This is a genomic window from Flavobacterium sp. Leaf82 (genome assembly GCF_001422725.1).
GTDB lineage: Bacteria > Bacteroidota > Bacteroidia > Flavobacteriales > Flavobacteriaceae > Flavobacterium.
This window is the reverse complement of sequence record NZ_LMMA01000033.1, coordinates 24768-43760: the sequence shown is the minus strand read 5'-3', so window position 1 is coordinate 43760 and position 18993 is coordinate 24768. Positions and strand designations below refer to the sequence as shown.

Below are 18993 nucleotides of genomic sequence, written 5' to 3'. Positions count from 1 at the left end.
TCGTGAATTCGTGGCGAAAAAACTTTGTGTCTTACTGACTTTATAAGAATAAAAACTTCGCGTCTTGTGCATTTGTGGCAAAAACCTACTCTTTTATCTCAAAACCACTTTCCAAACCTTTATCAGAACTTCCTCCAACCATAATTTTAAAAGTTCCGGGTTCTACAAGATAATTTCCATCATTGTCATAAAAACCTAATTCTTTGTTGGTTAAAGTAAAAGTTACCGTTTTAGTTTCACCTTTTTTAAGATTTACTAATTCAAAACCTTTCAATTCTTTTATTGGTCGGACAACACTCGCATATTCATCGCGAATATAAAGTTGTACCACTTCTTTTCCGTCGTAGTTTCCTGAGTTTGTAACCGCAACGCTAACTTGCACATTTTCTCCTTTTGCAAAAGTTGTCTTGTTCAATTTTAAATCTTTATAGTCGAATTTGGTATAACTTAATCCAAAACCAAACGGATATTGAGGCGTTTTCTCCACATCCATATAATGAGACCAAAACACGTTTTTATCACTGTCAATTGGTCTTCCTGTACTATATTTATTATAATAAATTGGCACTTGACCCACATTTCTCGGGAACGACATTGGCAACTTCCCACTTGGGTTATAATCACCATACAAAACCTGAGCAACAGCATTTCCGGTTTGAGTTCCTAATTGCCACGCTTCAACAATTGCAGGAACATTTTCTGCAGCCCACGGAATACTTAGCGGACGACCGTTATTTAAAACCAAAACCACATTTGGGTTTACTTTATAAATTTCCTCCAACAATTCCTGTTGCAATCCCGGCAAATTCAGATCAGTTCTACTTCTTCCTTCTCCACTTTGAAAACCGTATTCTCCTAAAACAATTACCACAACATCGGCATTTTTTGCGGCTGTTTTTGCAGCTTCAAAACTACTTTTGTCTGTAGTATTAAAAACTGTTTCCGTTAAAAAAGTTGCTTTTTGTTTCAATAAATCGACTCCTTTTTCAAAAACCAATTGATTGTCTTTATATTGCTGCATTCCTTCTAAAACCGAAACGGCAGTATTGTCATCTGCAGCAATTCTCCAACTTCCAAGCGGACTATTTTTATCATTTGCCAAAGCGCCAATCAAAGCGATTTTCTGTCCTGATTTTTTTAGCGGAAGCAAATTCTTATCGTTCTTCAACAATACGATAGATTTTTTTGCCATGTCCAGAACACCTTCATTATTAGCTTTACTGCCAACAACCGCTTTTTCGCGTCTTTCATCACAATATCTATACGGATCATCAAACAAACCAAGCTCAAACTTCACACGCAGAATTCTGCGGACTGCATCATCAACCAATGCTTCTTTCACTTTTCCTTCCTTTACTAAACCAACTAATTTTGCCACATACAAATACGATTCCATATCCATGTCAGAACCTGCAATTACCGCTTTTGCAGTCGCATCAGCTTCATCTTTTGCATATCCGTGAGCAATCATTTCACGAATCGAAGCATAATCGGAAATTACAAAACCATCAAACTTCCATTTTCCTTTCAGGATATCTCTTTGCAGAAAAACATTTCCGGTTGCCGGAATTCCATTCAAAGTATTAAACGAATTCATAAACGTACGAACTCCAGCCTGAACCGTAGCTTCAAAAGGCGGCAAAACCGAATTATACAATTTCGAATTACTAATATCTACAATATTATATTCCAATCCAGCCTCAACATAACCATACGCCGCAAAGTGTTTCGCACAAGCCGCAATCGTATTTACTTTAGCCAGATCAGCAATTGTTTCACCCTGAAAACCGTGAACTCTGGCAATCGCAATTTTGCTTCCCAAATATGGATCTTCTCCCGCACCTTCCATCACACGACCCCAACGTGCATCATTTGCAACGTCAACATTAGGTCCAAAAGTCCAGTTAATTCCAGATGCCGAAGCTTCATCAGCCGCAATCGCCGCCGATTTTTTAATCGCTTCTAAATCCCAACTCGCCGCTTCTGCCAACGGAATCGGACTTAACGTTTTATACCCATGAATAACGTCAAAACCTATAATCAACGGAATTCCCAATCTCGTTTCTTCTACCGCAATTTTCTGTACAGAACGAACTTCCTTTACACCGCGAACCGTCAACATCGATCCAACTAATCCTTTGCGCAAATGTTCGTATTTAAGTTCTGCGGTTCCGCCTTTTGGCGCTGGTCCCGTTACATCCCAAAATCCGTTATATTGATTCATCTGACCCACTTTTTCCTCTAAAGTCATCAAAGGCAAAAGCAAATCGATACGTTGTTCAATAGTTTTATTTTTATCCAGATATGGTTTATTTTGTGCATTCATATTTCCAACTGTAAACAGGGCAAAAACCCCGATTGTTATTATTTTATTTTTCATTGGTTAGATAGTTTTTTTAAAGGTGCTAAGGTTCTGAGGCTCTAAGTTGCTAAGTTTAATATTTTGGGCGTGTCCCTCCGGGTCGGGCTATTCGTTTCAAGTCCTCGCACTTCCTTCGTCAGGCTGTGGGCTTTACTCTTCTATCCCTCACGCGAACGTTGCTAAAAGAACTTTTTTCTCATATGGATTTCCTACAATCCTGTCATCCTGAGCGAAGTCGAAGGACACACAAGAAGATCGACAAAGATTGGCGAATTACTGTGAGGAGTTTCTAGTGTGATCCTTCGTTCCTCAGGATGACAAACTTTGTGTTTCACTTTGTGGGGCTTCGACTCCGCTCAGCCTGACAAACGCAAACAAAAAATACGCATCAATCCGTTACATCAGTAAAATCCGTGGGCAAAAAAATCTAAAATCTACATTCTAAAATCTAAAATCCCTCTTACTCCGTAACAAAACAAGAAGCCGGTAAATTTGCTTTATTAAACAAATCCGACTGAATTGTATTTCCCCAAGCAAATCTCACTTTTGCAGGATTTACAACTTTTTTACTTGTCAAAATCACCTCATTATTTTTTATCGAAGCCTCAGCGGGATAGAAAACTCCATCGGCTCCAGCCACTTCAAACTGATTTGAGATTTTATTTTTGAAATGCAATCCATCTGAGAAATCAAACGAAACGATTACTTTGTTTTTATCAATCTTTACGTCCTTAAAAAGTGGGCCGTTTACCAAATTAGAATTTAGTCTCGAAACTTCGGGATAAGTTTCAGCCAAAGCCAAATTCGCCAAACGAATGCTAACTGATTTTTTATTTTTTGGATGAATATCTATAGTATCCGAAATATCACTTATCACCACCATTCCGGTTTTAGGAACCTTTTTCAGGACTTTTCTTTGAGAATTTCTTACCGTAACATTCGAGAAGTTATTCGAACCGGTTTTATAAGGTGCAATCTGAACGAAATAAAACGGGAATTCATACTTCCAAGCTTTTCTCCAGGAAGTAATCAAAGCCGATAATGTTTGATCATACACCAAAGAACCAACATTCGATTCGCCCTGATACCAAAGCGTTCCGGCAATCTTAAAACCTACAAACGGATAAATCATCGCATTATAAGCACGTCCGGGTTGGCGTGGACCGTATTCTTGTTCGTTTAGTTTTTTGGCATTTTCTAATAAAACAGGATCATTCTGAACGACTTCTTCCGGCATCCAGATTTCAGCTGGAGTTCCTCCCCAGTTCGAAGAAATTAATCCGATTGGGACATTTTTTAAATCTTCTCTCAAACGCTTGGCAAAAAAATAACCAATGGCGCTAAAGTTTTTCATGGTTTCCGGAGTCGATTCTGTCCAGTTTCCTGATAGATTATTCTGAGGAGATGTTGCAGTTAATTTTGGAACTGTAAAAAACCGAATATTAGGATTTGTGGCGTTTTTCATTTCCTCTTCGCCATTATCAATTCCCCAACTTACAGACATTTCCATGTTCGATTGTCCGGAACAAACCCAAACTTCGCCAATCAAAATATTTTTTAGCACAACTTCATTATATCCTTTTATAGAAATGGTGTAAGGTCCGCCGGCTTCTGGAGTTTTAATATGCAGTTCCCATTGTGCCTGATTGTTCGCAACCACTTTATATTCCTGATTGTTCCAGCTCGAAACCAATTTGATTTCTTCTTTTGGATTTGCCCAACCCCAAATCTTAACTTCAGAGTTGCGTTGTAAAACCATATTATCGCCAAAAATATTCGGAAGTGTAACGTTTGCCATCATAGTACTGGAAATCATCAGAATGAAAACAAACTTAAATATATTATTTTTCATTTAGCAACTTTTTTAAAAACGGAGCATATTCATTCGCTAAAACCTTATGATCAGCCACATCAGGATGCCCGCCACAACCATTTGGAGTCATTGGTTTGAATTTGAAAATCAAAATTGGTTTATGTATTTTATCAGATTCAAAAGCTGCTTTTACTTTATTCAGACAATCCTCAAAAACAACAGCTCTTTCGCCGCCAACCATCGGGCTGTTTGTAATCACAATTTGAGCATTTGGATTATGTTTGTACAACATCTTTATAAAATTGATGTAATTCGAAACGTACTTTTCCGGATTAAAAGGCAAACGCTCTTTTTTACCATCTCCTCCGGAAAAATCATTGGTTCCTAAAGCAATACTGATAATATTGGGCTGAAAAGCAAAATCATATTTAGGCTTAGAATTGTCTTTGGTCAAATACAAATTCTCATAAACGTCAGGCATAATTGCTTCGTCTTTATTCTCGTCGTTCCAGTTTCTATACATTCCGATTCCGGAAACAGAACTCATCAAATAATCGACGCCAATCGCTCTCGAAAGTACTGGACCATAAGCATAATAACCGTTGTGATGATCAAAATATTCTCCTTTATCACACGGAATATCAGATGGATCACTTGCTGCTCCGCAAGTAATCGAATCTCCTATAAATTCGATTTTCTTTTTCTTTTTAGCTGTAATCGAAGTTAGTTTTGCTGTTGTTCCCGCAAATAAAATTCCGCCGCTATGAGCTTCTGTAGTTTTATAAATTTCGAGTGTATGTACTTTTTTATTCGTAGTTGGTTTTATTGGGAAAGATTGTGCTGCACCTTTTTCGATTCTTAACTTACCTATATATTTCCCGTCTAAAACCAGTGAAACATAATTATGATGTTCCCATGAATCTATACTTTGCAATGAAATCGAACATTCGTTTCCTATAAAATTAAACGAAACCGAAGAAGCTGTCCCAATTAATACTACAGTGTTGTTTTCAAGTTTTTCTACGCGCCCCTGATAAAGAAAAGTATTTGTTTTGCTTTGTGAAACCGAAACAATTGAAATCAGCAAAAACGAAATTAAAAATGATATTTTTTTGAGAAACATAATTTATTTGTTAAAATATAAATACGATTCACAAATATATCCGAAAAACAACATATAGAAAGATACTAAAACATCAAAAAGCAATAAAAAAACACCAAAATAAAAAGACGTATCTTCCGTTCTTATTCTGCAATCAAAATTTCCTTGGCAAAACATTGCTTTGATTTTCAAAAGCATGGATATATCTTTATAAATTAAATCTTACAGCAACTTTATAAAATGAAATTAACCTTATATATAACATTTACAGCTACTGTTTTATGCACTTCTTTTTTTATAAAAGAAGAAAACAAACCGGTATTGACAACAATTCAGGCACAAAAAAAAATAGATCGGGATTCTATTGTTACTTACGCAAAACAATATCTGGGAATACCTTATTTATATGCAGGAAATGACCCTAAAAAAGGATTTGATTGTTCTGGCTTCGTAAATTATGTTTTTAAAAATTATGGTGTCACTTTACCAAGAAGTTCAGGTGGTTTTAAAAACATAGGAACCAAGTTAGCTCCTGAAGACTTTAAAGTTGGTGATATTTTAGTTTTTTATGGTTATAAAGACAAAACCATTATTGGACATCTCGGGATCATTTGTGAGGCAAACGGTATGCATTCAAAATTTATACACGCCTCATCCGGAAAAGCCGGAAGCGTAACTATTAGCGATCTGGACTCAGACCATTACAGCAAACGTTATTACAAGTGTATTAATGTATTGCCTTGATTTTTTTAGCCACGAATTGCACCAATTTTCAATAATTTTTATCTTAGAATTATAAATCATTCGTGTTAATTCATGCAATTCGTGGCAAAACTTTTTTATTCTTCAGTTAATAGTTTTATTAAACTTTCATCTCTTTTGTAAACATCTTTATAAAAGTTCAAATTTCCGTCACGATCTACCCAAGCGGTAAAATAACCTATATAAACCGGAACTTTCTTTTTTAGCGTATACCAGCTTTCTTTACCGGCATTCATCGCTTTATCAATTCTCGCCGGAGTCCAACTAGGATCTTGTTTTAATAATTCGATTGCTAAATCTCTGGGTTTCCCTACACGAACGCAACCGTGACTAAAAGCCCTGTTTTCTCTTTCGAACAAACTTTTTGCCGGAGAATCATGTAAATAAATATTATTCGAGTTTGGAAATAAAAACTTCACCAAACCAAGCGAATTATTTTTTCCCGGTAACTGACGAACAGCACCATTATTCCATTCCAGGTTTTTCTGAGCCAAATAATTTTTGTTTTTAGCCATTCCGGGTTTTATCTCACTTTTGATAATGCTTGGAGGCACGTTCCAATACGGGCTAAAGACAATATTATTCATCATTCCGCTAAAAACCACCGTTTTTGTCATTGCTTTTCCTACTACAACCGGCGAAACAAAAGCGATTTCATGATTGCGGATTAAATACAATCTAAATTCAGGAATATTAACTTCGATGTATTCTTTACCTTTTTCAAGTTCAGGATCAATCCATCTGCAACGTTCCATATTAGCAATTATGGTTTTAATTCTATCCGAAACCGGAATGTTCAATTCAGCAATATGCTCCGGTAAAATGGTGTTTTTTGGCGTTAATCCGTGATGCAATTCGTAACTTCTGATCCCTTTTATCAATGTCGAATCACAAATATTACTTTTACTATTCTCTTTAAGATCTCCCGTGATATAAAGTCTTTCTCTAATTTGACCAATTGCAGCAACAGAATCTCCAAGTTTCAGACTTTTAAAATCTTCATCAGTTTCAATAGTTTTCCAACCTCCTTTTTTCTCAATTTCCCTGTATTTATGAAGTGCGTCACGAAGTTTGTAATATTGACTGAACATTTTACTTTTTTTGTCGTCACTGATAGTCGTTTTTTTATAAATGGAATCTGAAAAAACCTGATAATTGACTTTTTTTCGAGGTAAAAGCCATTCTAATGATCTTGTTGTTTTTTCGTCTACACCAGAAACTTTCTGAACATAATAAAAATACAGGTTGCTAATCATCAAATCTGTATCTGATTTTGATAGTTTGTTTTCTGCCGTATGTTCAAAAATAGGATTGATATTTTCGTTATAAGGAAAATTTGCTTTCAAACCTTCCTGCTCTAATCCTTTGTATTTATTGAATAAAGTATTTCCGTATTCTACAACACCTTTATTATCCAGCCACAATTGAGTTGATTTATTTTTCTTGTATAAAGCCAAAACTTCATTCTGAAATTTAATCAATTTAGGATATGTTTGATAAAATGAAGTGATACCAACGCTGTCGATTGTAAGTTTAAGTTCAGGAATCGCTTTTTCTGAAGCATTTTTTAATTCTCCCTCTTTCTTTTCTGCCTTTTTATTACAGGAAATAACACTTAAAAGAAGCACAACAGCTACAAGCAAATGCAAAATTTTCATAATCTTTTTTTTAATAAAAATAGAAAAGTTTTACTCAAAACAAAGCATTTCCCAAAAAAATAATATTGCCTTTTAAATCTTATATTTCATTCATAAAAAAGCATAAAAAAACTCCGGATACATTACATATCCGGAGCTGCCACTTTATAACCAACCTTTATTTTTAAATTACTGTCCCTTTTAAAGTAAGAATTTTTGGAGCAGTTTCAGCACTTGTTGTTACAGTAACTGTTTTTGTAAAACCTCCTTTATTTGCTGCATTGTAAGTTGCTGTAACTTTAGCCGATTTACCAGGTAAAATTGGCTCTTTTGTATAATCTGTCGCAGTACAACCACAAGATCCCTGAACATTTGTAATTACAACTGCAGTTTTTCCTGTATTTTTAAATTCGTAAACAATTGCTTTTGGTGTTCCTTGCGGAATTTGACCTACATCGATAGTTTCTGCTTTCCAGATAATTGTAGAAGCTGTTGTTGTTTCAATTTTTGTTTCAGTAGCGATCGATTTGATCGGTGCAATTGCTGAAAAAGACATTAAGCTTAAAGCTAAAGCTAACATCGAAATTTTAATCATTTTCATAGTTATAGATATTAATGGTTTATAGTTCAGATTTTGTTTTACAAAGATAATTCAGACAAATCCTAATTGCTGTTAACCACTTTCAAATCTTTGTTAATGACTTGTTAATCGCTGTTTTTAAACCTAAATTTGATTAATATTACACTCTAAAATACCGTTTTCTTGAAAATAAATAAACTCAATAGTATTATCCTTCTGGGACTTGTAGCCATTATTAGCATATTGGTCGCACAATTGCTTTGGACGAAAGAGGCCTTTACTTTAGAACAAAAAAAACTGAGTCAGAAAGCAAACATTGCTTTACTGGAAGTTGCCAGAAAATTATATGAAGGAAAAGACCACGAATCATCTTGTCTGAACCCTGTTCAAAAAATTTCAAACGATTATTATATTGTAAATATCCAGAACGATTTTGAACCTGATGTTTTAGAGTTTTATTTGAGATCAGAGTTTAAAAAAATGAATATTACAACTGATTTTGAATACGCAATGTACAATTGCCAAAGTGATGAAATGGTTTATGGAAAGTACATCTCGTTTTCTGAAAAAGAAAAAGCTAAAAGAACGGTTTCTTTTCCAAAGCATAAAAACTTAGTGTATTATTTTGCTATTCGTTTTCCTAACGAAACAACTTATTTATTTAGTTCAATGCGATTTTGGTTTGTACTTTCGATTGCATTAATTCTTATTTTATTGATTTATGTATATTCGATTTTTACACTTTTGCAGCAAAAAAAATATTCTGAATTGCAAAGGGATTTTATCAATAATATGACGCATGAATTCAAAACCCCTTTGTCTTCTATACTAATTGCATCGAAATATTTAAGTGAACAAAACCCCATTAAAGACGATAAAAAACTTCATACCTATACCAATATTATTATCAATCAGAGTCATAAACTGAACAATCATATTGAGAAGATTTTAAATATTGCTAAATCAGATTATGCGCCTTTAGAATTAAAAAAAGAAACGGTTTTAATTGTGCCGATTATTGAGGAAACTATCGAAAATATTTTGTTGAAATATCCTGAAGCTTCTATTAAAATAGAAACACTTTCAAAGGAATATCAAATAGAAACCGATATTTTTCATTTTTCAAATCTGGTTTATAATTTACTGGATAATGCTATTAAGTACAGCAATGAGAAACCGGAAATCATAATTGGAATTGCACCCGAAAATTCGACTTTAAAACTGGAATTTATCGATAACGGAATCGGAATTTCTCCAAAAAATATTTCCTTTATCTTTGATAAATTCTATCGTGCTCAAAATGAGAAAAGCAATGAAGTAAATGGTTTTGGACTGGGCTTGTATTATGTAAAAGAAATTTGCAACTTGCATAACTGGAAAATAAAAGTCGGAAATAACCTTACAAATGGCATTACTATAACTTTGTCAATTCCTTATAAAAAATGAAACAATTCAAAATACTTTATACCGAAGACGACGAGACTCTGGCGTTTTTAACCAAAGATAATCTGGAACAAAGCAACTATCAGGTTGTTCATTGCTGTGACGGTAAATTAGGTCTAGAAACTTTTAAAAAAGAGAATTTTGACATTTGTATCTTCGATATTATGATGCCAAAAATGGATGGTTTTGAATTGGCAACTGAAGTTAGAAAAATAAATACTGACATTCCGATTATCTTTCTATCGGCTAAGACCTTAAAAGAAGATCGCATTAAAGGTTTGCGACTTGGTGCAGATGATTATCTGGTTAAACCTTTTAGTATTGAAGAATTATTATTGAAAATTGAAATATTTTTAAAGCGTTCACAAAAGAGTATTCCTGTAGACAAATCTGTTTATGAAATTGGTAAATATCAGTTTGATACAAACAATTTTATTCTTTTTAATGAAAATGAAAAAATCAGTCTTACACAACGTGAAGCCGAATTATTGAAATTATTTCTGGATAATAAGAATTCGGTTTTAAAAAGAGAACAAATCCTAACCTCGCTTTGGGGAACCGATGATTATTTTATGGGACGAAGTCTGGATGTTTTCATTTCACGTCTGCGTAAAATTTTAATCAATGAAAAAGGTATTTCTATAGAAAACCTTCATGGAATTGGTTTTAGATTTACAATGTAATTTTTAGTTTTTGTAAAATCCTTAAGGCAACATTAAAAACAGATTTCACTTTATTATGCATTACAAAAAATATAATAATTATGAAATCGTTCTTTTTAATGCATAAAATCAAATAATAACAATTCTAATAGAAATAAGGAAAAAACTGTAAAATTAATTTTAAAAAACTTTCGTATTTTTAATATCTAATTTTCCTCGATATGAAATTACATCACTTACGCAACGCCACTTTAGTTATTGAAACTGAAACCGATGTTATATTGGTTGATCCAATGTTAGGGAAAAGAAAAACGATTCCGCCTTTTACTATTTTTCGTTATAACCCGCATAGAAACCCGCTTGTTGCTTTACCCAAAAATAGCAGGGACATTTTGAGCCGAGTTACCATTTGCCTGATTACACATTTGCATCCGGATCATATTGACAAAGCCGGTGAAGTTTTTTTAAGACGTAAAAGTATCCCCGTGATTTGTAATATTAAAGATGAGAATGCTTTAAGCGCAAGAGGTTTGAATATTCTACAAACTTTAAATTATTGGGAACCTCAGGAATTTCTGGGAGGCAAAATTATAGGTATTCCGGCTATTCATGGCTACGGATTTATTGCAAAATTTATGGGAAACGTAATGGGTTTTCATATCGAATTACCTAACGAAAAATCCATTTATATAAGTTCAGATACTATTTTTACAGACCATGTACAAAAAGTTTTGGTTGAATTCAAACCGGAAATTGCTGTCGTGGCTTGCGGAACAGCAAGATTAGATATTGGTCAGCCTTTATTAATGAGAATGAACGATATCCTGAAATTTGTTGCCTTAGCGCCTAAATATGTTTTGGCAAATCATTTAGAAGCTTTAAATCATTGCCCAACAAAAAGATCAGAATTGCGATTAGCTCTCGAAGAAAACGGTCTTTTAGATAAAGTTTCGATTCCGGAAGATGGTGAAATTGTTTCTTACTAATTTACAAAACCAGTAAACCAAATTCACGCAATGTATTAACGGGTTTTGAATACCAGAATAATTCAAAATCTTCCAGCGTTGTTTCAAAATCAGCTTTTACTTCCTGAAAAGTATAGTTTTTAGCATTTGAGATTGTAATTTTGGTTAAAATGTCAACTAGCCACTCTCCTTCTTCTTTATTGGTTTGTAGGCTGAAACTTTCTTTTTTATCATGAAAAGTAAAACTCATCATTTCCCAGGAGCTTCCTTTTTTTGATTTTGTAAAATGTTCGGTAAAAGGCTTCCCTCCTAACCAAACTACTTTTGCATTTGGTTTTGTATTAAAATCATTTCCTTCTTCAAGTGCATTAAAAATAAAATCGGGATCAATTTTAGTTTTCGGGATTTTAAAATCGAACCAATCTTGCAATTCGTAGTCAAAACAAATTCCGTGCATGAAATTAAAAAGCGATTTTTTTAATCCAAAACTAAATTTATCGTGGTTGATTCCTGTAGAATCTGTATAATCGATATCATTATTGGCAAAAGTTCCAATAGCTTCTGTAGTTTTTGTTACGCCAAATTTCTCTGGATACAATCCAACCGGACTATGCGCGGTCATGGCAAATTGATGCCAAAATCCGGATTGCAAAATTCCCGCTTCAAATAACTGACGCACCATTTCGAGACTATCAACCGTTTCCTGAATCGTTTGTGTTGGATATCCATACATTAAATAAGCATGAACCATGATTCCGGCTTCAGTAAAATTTCGGGTTACTTTTGCTACTTGCTCTACGGTTACACCTTTGTCAATTAATTTTAATAATCGGTCAGAAGCGACTTCTAAACCTCCCGAAACAGCAATACAACCAGAAGCTTTTAGCAGCAAACATAAATCTTTAGAAAAACTTTTCTCAAATCGAATATTGGTCCACCAGGTTACGGCAAGTTTTCGTCGTAAAATTTCGAGCGCCAAAGCTCGCATCAAAGCAGGCGGCGCAGCTTCATCAACAAAATGGAATCCGTTTTGCCCTGTTTGCAGCATCATATCTTCCATACGGTCACACAATAAATTGGCTGCAACAGGTTCATATACTTTGATATAATCTAACGAAATATCACAAAAAGTACATTTTCCCCAATAACAACCGTGTGCCATGGTGAGTTTATTCCAACGACCGTCGCTCCACATTCTGTGCATTGGATTTACAATTTCGATTACCGAAATATATTTATCCAAAGACAAATCAGAGTAATCCGGAGTTCCTACGTAAGCTTGTTTATAATCGTGTTTTAGTGAATTGTTTTTGTAAACTACTTTTCCATCTTCTAAAAGAAAAGTTCGTTTGTATGAGTTGTAACCTGGATTTTCTAGATTAAATATTAATTCCTCTATCGGAACTTCTCCATCATCCAGAGTAATAAAATCGAAAAACTCAAAAACACGTGCATCAGAAAGGGAACGCAATTCTGTATTTGGGAAACCTCCTCCCATTGAAATTTTAATTTCGGGATGATGTTGTTTAATCCACTGTGCACATCTAAAAGCGCTATATAAATTCCCCGGAAAAGGAACAGAAATAAGAAAAAATGTAGGCTGAATAATTTCAATTTTAGTTTTTAAAATTGAAATTAAAATCGCATCAATATAAGTTGGTTCTTGCTGTAAAGCTTCGTATAATTCATCGAAAGAATTAGCGCTTCTACCTAAACGTTCGGCATATCGGCTAAAACCAAAATTTTCATCGACACATTCAACAATATAATCGGATATATCTTCAAGATACAAAGTCGCCAAATGTTTTGCTTTATCCTGTGTTCCCATTGTCCCAAAAGCCCAATCGAGTTCTTCTAATTGTGCAAAACGAGAAGCTTCCGGCAGGAAATCTTCCTGACAAATTTGTAATGCCAATGTTGGGTTTTTTCCCTGCAAAAACTGAATTACAGCATCAATAGTTTTGATGTATTCGTCTTGTAAAGCAAAAATACGTTTGGAATTATCTGAAACTTCTGAACCTGAAACTTGAAACCTAAAACTTGAAAATTCAAATAAATCGATCAACCCTTTTTTCGAAAACAACTCTAAAATTACATCAATACCCAAATCAGCCTGAACCGATTCGATATTTTTGGTGTTTAGAAATCCTTTTATATACGCAGTTGCCGGATACGGTGTATTCAGTTGTGTAAAAGGCGGCGTAACGACAAAAAGTTTGGTTTTCAAAGCAACATTATTTTTTTGCAAAAATACAGCATATTTAGAGACTTTTCAGGAAAAGATTCAAGTTGTTATTTTAAATTAAAAAAGCCTTTTGAAAAAATTCAAAAGGCTTTATATTATACAAATAAGATTTTTTAAAACTTATGTTCTTCTTTACTAATCACCAAAAATGCAAACAAAGAAATACATGCCGCAATTGTTAAATACAAACCTACATAGCTCACACTATAAGTAGAGGCTAACCAAATTGCGATCATTGGTGCAAATGCCGCACCAAGAATTCCTGCCATATTAAAAGTCAGGGAGGCACCGGAATACCGAACATTGGTTGGAAACAACTCTGATAAAAAAGTTCCCAAAGGTCCGTAAGTAAATCCCATTAAAGCCATACCGATACACGCAAAAGTGGTAACTAAAACAATGTTTCCTGAACTTAAAAAGTACGAAAAGAAAAATCCGAAAATCGCGATTGCGACTGTTGCAATAATTAGCATTTTGCGTCGACCAATTTTATCTGCAACTACAGCCGAAACCGGAATAAAAATCGCGAAAAATAATACCGAAAATAATTGTATCAATAATCCGTCTCTTTTAACAATTCCTAAATCTGAAGTCGCCCAACTCAATGTAAAAACAGTCATCAAATAAAAAACCAAAAAAGTTGTAATTGCAGCAAACGTTCCAAAAATCAATTGATTTTTATATGATTTTATCAATTCTAAAAAAGGAACTTTAACTTCTTCCTGTTCTTTTTTAGAGTTTTCGAAAGAAGGTGTTTCAGTAATTTTTGTTCGAATGTAGAATCCAACAATTACCAGAAGTGAACTTGCTATAAAAGGAATTCTCCAGCCGTAATCCATAAAATCTTCATTGCTCATTGAATCAGTCAACAATAAAAAAGTTCCTCCTGAAAGTAATAATCCAATTGGAGCTCCCAATTGCGGAAACATTCCGTACCAGGCACGTTTATTTGGCGGTGCATTTTCAATAGCCAATAAAACAGCTCCTCCCCACTCACCTCCTAAACCTACACCTTGTCCAAATCGACAAAGCATTAATAATAAAGGAGCTGCGAAGCCAATACTGGCGTGACTTGGCAGAAAGCCAATGGTTACAGTAGAAATACCCATGGTTAATAAAGCGGCTACTAAAGTAAATTTACGTCCAATTTTATCTCCATAATGTCCAAAAAAGGCTGAACCTAAAGGACGCGATAAAAATGCTATTGAAAAAGTAGCTAATGATTCCAGAGTTGCCATAGTCGAATCGGCACCGGGGAAAAATAATTGCGGAAAAACCAATACTGCAGCATTGGCATAAATATAAAAATCAAAAAATTCAATTGTAGTTCCAATTAAAGAACCAAAAAGAACATGTTTTAATGAGTTCTTCTTTTTAAGGTTAGTTTCCATGTAAATAGATATATCTTTTTTGTTTACAAAAATATAGTTTCGTTATTAATATTTCACATTTAGAACAATTAGTTTCAGAACACTTATACATTTTTAACAAAATTCATAAATTTTACATTTTAAAAATCTTCAAATTAATCAATATTAAAAACCTGATTACAGGAACTTTAAAATAAAAATCGAAAATCAAATCATAAGCAATCGTTAAAACTGTATTTAACTGCATATTTTCATTAAATTTACAGCTGTCAAAAATAAATTTAAAATTATGCCTACCGACTGTATCAGCTATCAAAATTCAGGATATTTCTCTAAATTGATACAAGATTATTTAGATCAAAAATCAGAATTAAAACCGCTGTACAATTATTTTCCTACTTTAGAAAATTTTGAAAAACAAATTGCAGAAAAAGCAGCGAACTTTGACAACAACAACCGAATTCCCCTGGTTGAAACTTTAAAAAAGCAATACAGGAATATCGAGATTTCTGATTTGACAAAACAAAACATAGAGCTTTTAGCACTTCCAAACACCTATACTATTACAACCGGACATCAGTTGAATTTGTTTAGCGGTCCTTTGTATTTTTTGTATAAGATTATCTCGACGATTAATCTTACCAAGGAATTAAAATTAAAATATCCAACGAATAATTTTGTCCCCATTTATTGGATGGCAACAGAAGATCACGATTTTGAAGAGATTAACTATTTTAATTTTAAAGGAAAAAAATTCCGTTGGAACACAGAAAGTAATGGTCCTGTGGGAAGACTTTCGACTGAAGGTTTAGCTGAATTTTTCGAAATTTATTCAAAAGAATTAGGATCAAGCACAAATGCAGGCGTTCTGAAAAAACTATTTGATGAAGCTTATTTAAAACATGAAAACCTTGCAGATGCAACGCGATTTTTAGCGAATAGTTTATTTGCCAACTATGGTTTAGTAATTTTAGACGCTGATGATGCAAATTTAAAACAAGCTTTTATCCCTTATATTAAAGAAGAATTAATCAATCAATCTTCTCTTAAGGCGGTTCAGGAAACTATCGAACAATTAAAGGATTATGCTGTTCAGGTAAATCCGCGTGAAATCAATTTATTTTATATCGAAAATGATTTACGTGAACGCATCATTTTTGAGAATGATACATACTTTGTAAACAATACTAAAACTTCCTTCTCAAAAGATGAAATTTTGCTCTTATTAGAAAGCAATCCGGAGAAATTTAGTCCAAATGTAATTATGCGTCCGCTATATCAGGAAATCATTTTACCTAATTTATGCTACATTGGCGGAGGTGGAGAAATCGCATACTGGCTGGAATTAAAAGCCTTTTTTGAAGTTGTAAACATCACTTTCCCAATACTTTTGGTTCGTAACTCAGTACTTTTATCTACTGAAAAGCAAGCTCAAAAAGCAGATAAATTAAACCTGACATGGGCGGATTTATTTACCAAACCTGCCGATTTAATCAATACTATTACACACAAATTATCTGCTTTCCCTATTGATTTAACACCTCAAAAAGAAGTGTTAGAAAAACAATTTGAATATCTTTATGAACTTGCACAGCAAACTGATAAATCATTTACCGGAGCTGTAAAAGCACAAGAAGTTAAACAAAAGAAAGGCTTGGAGAATCTTGAAAAAAGATTATTAAAAGCCCAGAAAAGAAAATTAGAAAACGAATTACAACGTGTAGTAGATTTGCAATTCGAATTATTTCCTAATCAAAGTTTACAGGAACGCCAAACTAATTTCTCTGAATTTTATCTGGAAAAAGGAGATCAATTAGTCCCGCTTTTATTGCAAAAACTGAAACCTTTAGAAATGAATTTTAACATTATAACAATATAAAAACCAAGCTGCAAATTCACGAATTAATCAAATAAAAATTCGTGAATTCGTGGCTGAAAAACAATAAAGTAATAATTCCTGAGAACCAAATAACCACCTATCTTCTCAAAATTATTATTTTCAAACCAAATAGCGATTTTTAAAATTATTAACTAACCAATTTACCCAAAACCAATGGTAAAAGAACGCTTAATTTCGCTAGATGTCTTTCGCGGACTCACTATTTTATTAATGACAATCGTAAACAATCCCGGAGACTGGGGCAATGTTTATCCGCCATTATTACACGCCGAATGGCACGGCTGCACACCAACCGATTTAGTCTTTCCGTTTTTTATTTTTATAATGGGAGTTGCCGTTCCGCTTGCGATGCCGGACAAATTTTACGACGGCACCACATTCAACAAAATTTTAGTTCGTTCTTTGCGAATGCTTTGTTTGGGTATTTTCTTCAACTTTTTTGGAAAAATCCAATTATTCGGACTTGAAGGAATTCCGCTTCTCATTGGCCGACTAGTTATTACAATTGCAGTGGGTTATGCTTTAATGGGCACTTTCAGTTCAAAAGTCAAAAACATTTTAGCCTTTTCAATTCTGTTTATTTATCTGTTTCTGGCATACAGCGGTATCGAAGCGTATCAAGACGTTAGACTTCCGGGCGTTTTACAACGAATTGCCATTGTTTATTTTGTAGTTTCTCTTTTGTATTTAAAAACATCTCAGAGAACACAAATCATAACCGGAATTGTTTTATTATTTGGCTATTGGGCAGTTATGACTTTAATTCCTGTTCCCGGAATTGGCGAAGCTAATCTTGACAAAGGAACCAATTTAGCTTCATGGCTGGACAGCGTTTTACTAAAAGGACATATGTACCGCGGAACCGTAACCTGGGATCCGGAAGGAATTTTAAGTACCATTCCGTCAATCGTAAACGGAATCATCGGTTTGCTTATCGGACAACTTTTGCAAGCAGATACAACTAAAATTCTAAAAGCCAAAAAAATGGGAATTGCAGGAACAATCCTTATATTTTTAGGGTTAATGTGGGATCTAGTTTTTCCAATCAACAAATCCCTTTGGACCAGCAGTTATGTTCTGTATACAACAGGACTAGCAACTGTGTTCCTAACAATCTTATATTACACTATTGATATTGCCAATTATAAAAAAGGATTCAAACCACTCCTAATCTGGGGAGTAAACCCAATGATTGTTTTCTTTACCTCGCAGATTATTCCGCAGGCTTTAGTCATGATTCAATTTAAAAACCCACATAATCCCGAAGAGCAGATCAATCTTTTAAGTTATTTATATACTTTCGGGATCGCCCCATTTTTCAGTAATCCAATGACCGCTTCTTTGGCCGGAGCCTTGGTGTATGTTGGTATATGGACTTTTATTTTATGGATATTCTATAAAAACAAACTAATATTTAAAGTTTAATTTTTTTACCATATATGTAGAGACGCACTGTTGTGCGTCTTTATTGTTATTAGGTTATAAGTTAGATGCACTGCTGTGCATCTCTACATTATATGGTTTCAAAAAAAAACAACCTTTCTTACTCAAAACATCATTCTAACGTGTTTTAATTACGAATTAATTAAAAACAATTCATAAAAAAAGTATACTTTTGCACAAAATTTAATAAAATATAAAATGGCAACTAATAGAACTTTTACAATGATTAAGCCAGATGCAGTTCAAAACGGACACATCGGGAATATCTTAGCAATGATTACTAATGGAGGTTTCAAAATCGTTTCATTAAAATTAACTCAACTTACTGTAGCTGATGCTCAGGCATTTTACGCAGTTCACGCAGCAAGACCTTTCTACGGAGAATTAGTTGAATTCATGTCTCGCGGACCAATTGTTGCTGCAATTTTAGAAAAAGACAACGCAGTAGAAGATTTCAGAACTTTAATTGGAGCTACAAATCCAGCTGAAGCTGCTGAAGGAACTATTCGTAAAGCATACGCAACTTCTATTGGAGAAAATGCAGTTCACGGTTCTGATAGCGACGAAAATGCTGCTATCGAAGGTGCATTCCATTTTGCTGGAAGAGAGCAATTCTAGTAATTAGTTTTCAGTCGTAGTCACAGTATTCAGTGATTGTAAATCATAAAAAAACCTGTTTGTTTTACAAACAGGTTTTTTTATTTCCTAT

14 protein-coding genes are annotated in these 18993 nt (G+C 33.9%); 7 read left to right on the top strand and 7 right to left on the bottom strand.

What is annotated here, in order from left to right:
- Positions 1-85: 85 nt before the first annotated feature.
- The 3 genes from bglX to ASF10_RS18410 form a co-directional block, all read right to left on the bottom strand.
- A complete protein-coding gene (gene bglX / locus ASF10_RS18420; RefSeq protein ID WP_056252382.1) occupies positions 86-2380 on the bottom strand; it encodes a beta-glucosidase BglX in 2295 nt (764 codons plus the stop codon).
- A 442-nt stretch (positions 2381-2822) separates the two neighbouring features.
- Positions 2823-4214, bottom strand: coding sequence for a sialate O-acetylesterase (locus ASF10_RS18415; RefSeq protein ID WP_056252378.1), 1392 nt, complete (start codon positions 4212-4214; stop codon positions 2823-2825).
- The gene (locus ASF10_RS18410; RefSeq protein WP_056252375.1) at positions 4204-5298 is read right to left on the bottom strand and encodes an SGNH/GDSL hydrolase family protein; all 1095 of its coding nucleotides are present in this window, start codon (positions 5296-5298) and stop codon (positions 4204-4206) included. Before ASF10_RS18410 ends, ASF10_RS18415 begins: the two co-directional genes overlap by 11 nt.
- A 219-nt stretch (positions 5299-5517) precedes the next feature.
- On the opposite strand from ASF10_RS18410, the gene ASF10_RS18405 reads away from it, so the two are divergent.
- On the top strand, positions 5518-6021 hold the full coding sequence (locus ASF10_RS18405; protein ID WP_056252372.1) for a C40 family peptidase: 504 nt from the start codon (positions 5518-5520) through the stop codon (positions 6019-6021).
- 95 nt (positions 6022-6116) lie between these two features.
- Here the strand turns inward: ASF10_RS18405 and ASF10_RS18400 are convergent, their stop codons facing one another.
- Entirely contained in the window at positions 6117-7697 is a 1581-nt protein-coding gene (locus ASF10_RS18400; protein WP_056252369.1) for a murein L,D-transpeptidase, read from the bottom strand.
- Positions 7698-7860: 163 nt separating this feature from the next.
- A complete protein-coding gene (locus ASF10_RS18395; protein ID WP_056252366.1) occupies positions 7861-8277 on the bottom strand; it encodes a DUF1573 domain-containing protein in 417 nt (138 codons plus the stop codon).
- A gap of 162 nt (positions 8278-8439) precedes the next feature.
- Between ASF10_RS18395 and ASF10_RS18390 the strand changes: the two genes are divergently transcribed.
- From ASF10_RS18390 to ASF10_RS18380, 3 genes are all read left to right on the top strand, one after another.
- Positions 8440-9702: a sensor histidine kinase gene (locus tag ASF10_RS18390; RefSeq protein WP_056252363.1), complete on the top strand. Its 1263-nt coding sequence runs from the start codon at positions 8440-8442 to the stop codon at positions 9700-9702.
- Entirely contained in the window at positions 9699-10382 is a 684-nt protein-coding gene (locus ASF10_RS18385) for a response regulator transcription factor (protein ID WP_056252361.1), read from the top strand. The genes ASF10_RS18390 and ASF10_RS18385 overlap by 4 nt, the downstream gene beginning before the upstream one ends.
- A 200-nt stretch (positions 10383-10582) precedes the next feature.
- Positions 10583-11347 carry an MBL fold metallo-hydrolase gene (locus ASF10_RS18380; RefSeq protein WP_056252359.1) on the top strand — a complete coding sequence of 255 codons (765 nt, stop codon included), beginning with the start codon at positions 10583-10585 and terminating at the stop codon, positions 11345-11347.
- 1 nt (position 11348) lies between these two features.
- Here ASF10_RS18380 and ASF10_RS18375 read toward each other — a convergent pair whose 3' ends face one another.
- Together ASF10_RS18375 and ASF10_RS18370 are read right to left on the bottom strand one after the other, a co-directional pair.
- A complete protein-coding gene (locus ASF10_RS18375; RefSeq protein WP_056253025.1) occupies positions 11349-13553 on the bottom strand; it encodes a B12-binding domain-containing radical SAM protein in 2205 nt (734 codons plus the stop codon).
- A gap of 131 nt (positions 13554-13684) precedes the next feature.
- Positions 13685-14962, bottom strand: a complete 1278-nt coding sequence (locus tag ASF10_RS18370) for an MFS transporter (protein WP_056252357.1) — start codon at positions 14960-14962, stop codon at positions 13685-13687.
- Between the two features lie 268 nt (positions 14963-15230).
- On the opposite strand from ASF10_RS18370, the gene bshC reads away from it, so the two are divergent.
- From bshC to ASF10_RS18355, 3 genes are all read left to right on the top strand, one after another.
- A complete protein-coding gene (gene bshC, locus ASF10_RS18365) occupies positions 15231-16820 on the top strand; it encodes a bacillithiol biosynthesis cysteine-adding enzyme BshC (protein ID WP_056252355.1) in 1590 nt (529 codons plus the stop codon).
- A 174-nt stretch (positions 16821-16994) separates the two neighbouring features.
- A complete protein-coding gene (locus ASF10_RS18360) occupies positions 16995-18266 on the top strand; it encodes an acyltransferase family protein (RefSeq protein ID WP_056252352.1) in 1272 nt (423 codons plus the stop codon).
- Positions 18267-18482: 216 nt separating this feature from the next.
- Entirely contained in the window at positions 18483-18902 is a 420-nt protein-coding gene (locus ASF10_RS18355; protein ID WP_035625955.1) for a nucleoside-diphosphate kinase, read from the top strand.
- Positions 18903-18993 lie beyond the last annotated feature (91 nt).

Coding starts and splice junctions, on each gene's coding strand:
- bglX (WP_056252382.1), bottom strand. CDS start 2,380: ATGAAAAATAAAATAATAACAATCGGGGTTTTTGCCCTGTTTACAGTT.
- ASF10_RS18415 (WP_056252378.1), bottom strand. CDS start 4,214: ATGAAAAATAATATATTTAAGTTTGTTTTCATTCTGATGATTTCCAGT.
- ASF10_RS18410 (WP_056252375.1), bottom strand. CDS start 5,298: ATGTTTCTCAAAAAAATATCATTTTTAATTTCGTTTTTGCTGATTTCA.
- ASF10_RS18405 (WP_056252372.1), top strand. CDS start 5,518: ATGAAATTAACCTTATATATAACATTTACAGCTACTGTTTTATGCACT.
- ASF10_RS18400 (WP_056252369.1), bottom strand. CDS start 7,697: ATGAAAATTTTGCATTTGCTTGTAGCTGTTGTGCTTCTTTTAAGTGTT.
- ASF10_RS18395 (WP_056252366.1), bottom strand. CDS start 8,277: ATGAAAATGATTAAAATTTCGATGTTAGCTTTAGCTTTAAGCTTAATG.
- ASF10_RS18385 (WP_056252361.1), top strand. CDS start 9,699: ATGAAACAATTCAAAATACTTTATACCGAAGACGACGAGACTCTGGCG.
- ASF10_RS18380 (WP_056252359.1), top strand. CDS start 10,583: ATGAAATTACATCACTTACGCAACGCCACTTTAGTTATTGAAACTGAA.
- ASF10_RS18370 (WP_056252357.1), bottom strand. CDS start 14,962: ATGGAAACTAACCTTAAAAAGAAGAACTCATTAAAACATGTTCTTTTT.
- bshC (WP_056252355.1), top strand. CDS start 15,231: ATGCCTACCGACTGTATCAGCTATCAAAATTCAGGATATTTCTCTAAA.
- ASF10_RS18360 (WP_056252352.1), top strand. CDS start 16,995: ATGGTAAAAGAACGCTTAATTTCGCTAGATGTCTTTCGCGGACTCACT.
- ASF10_RS18355 (WP_035625955.1), top strand. CDS start 18,483: ATGGCAACTAATAGAACTTTTACAATGATTAAGCCAGATGCAGTTCAA.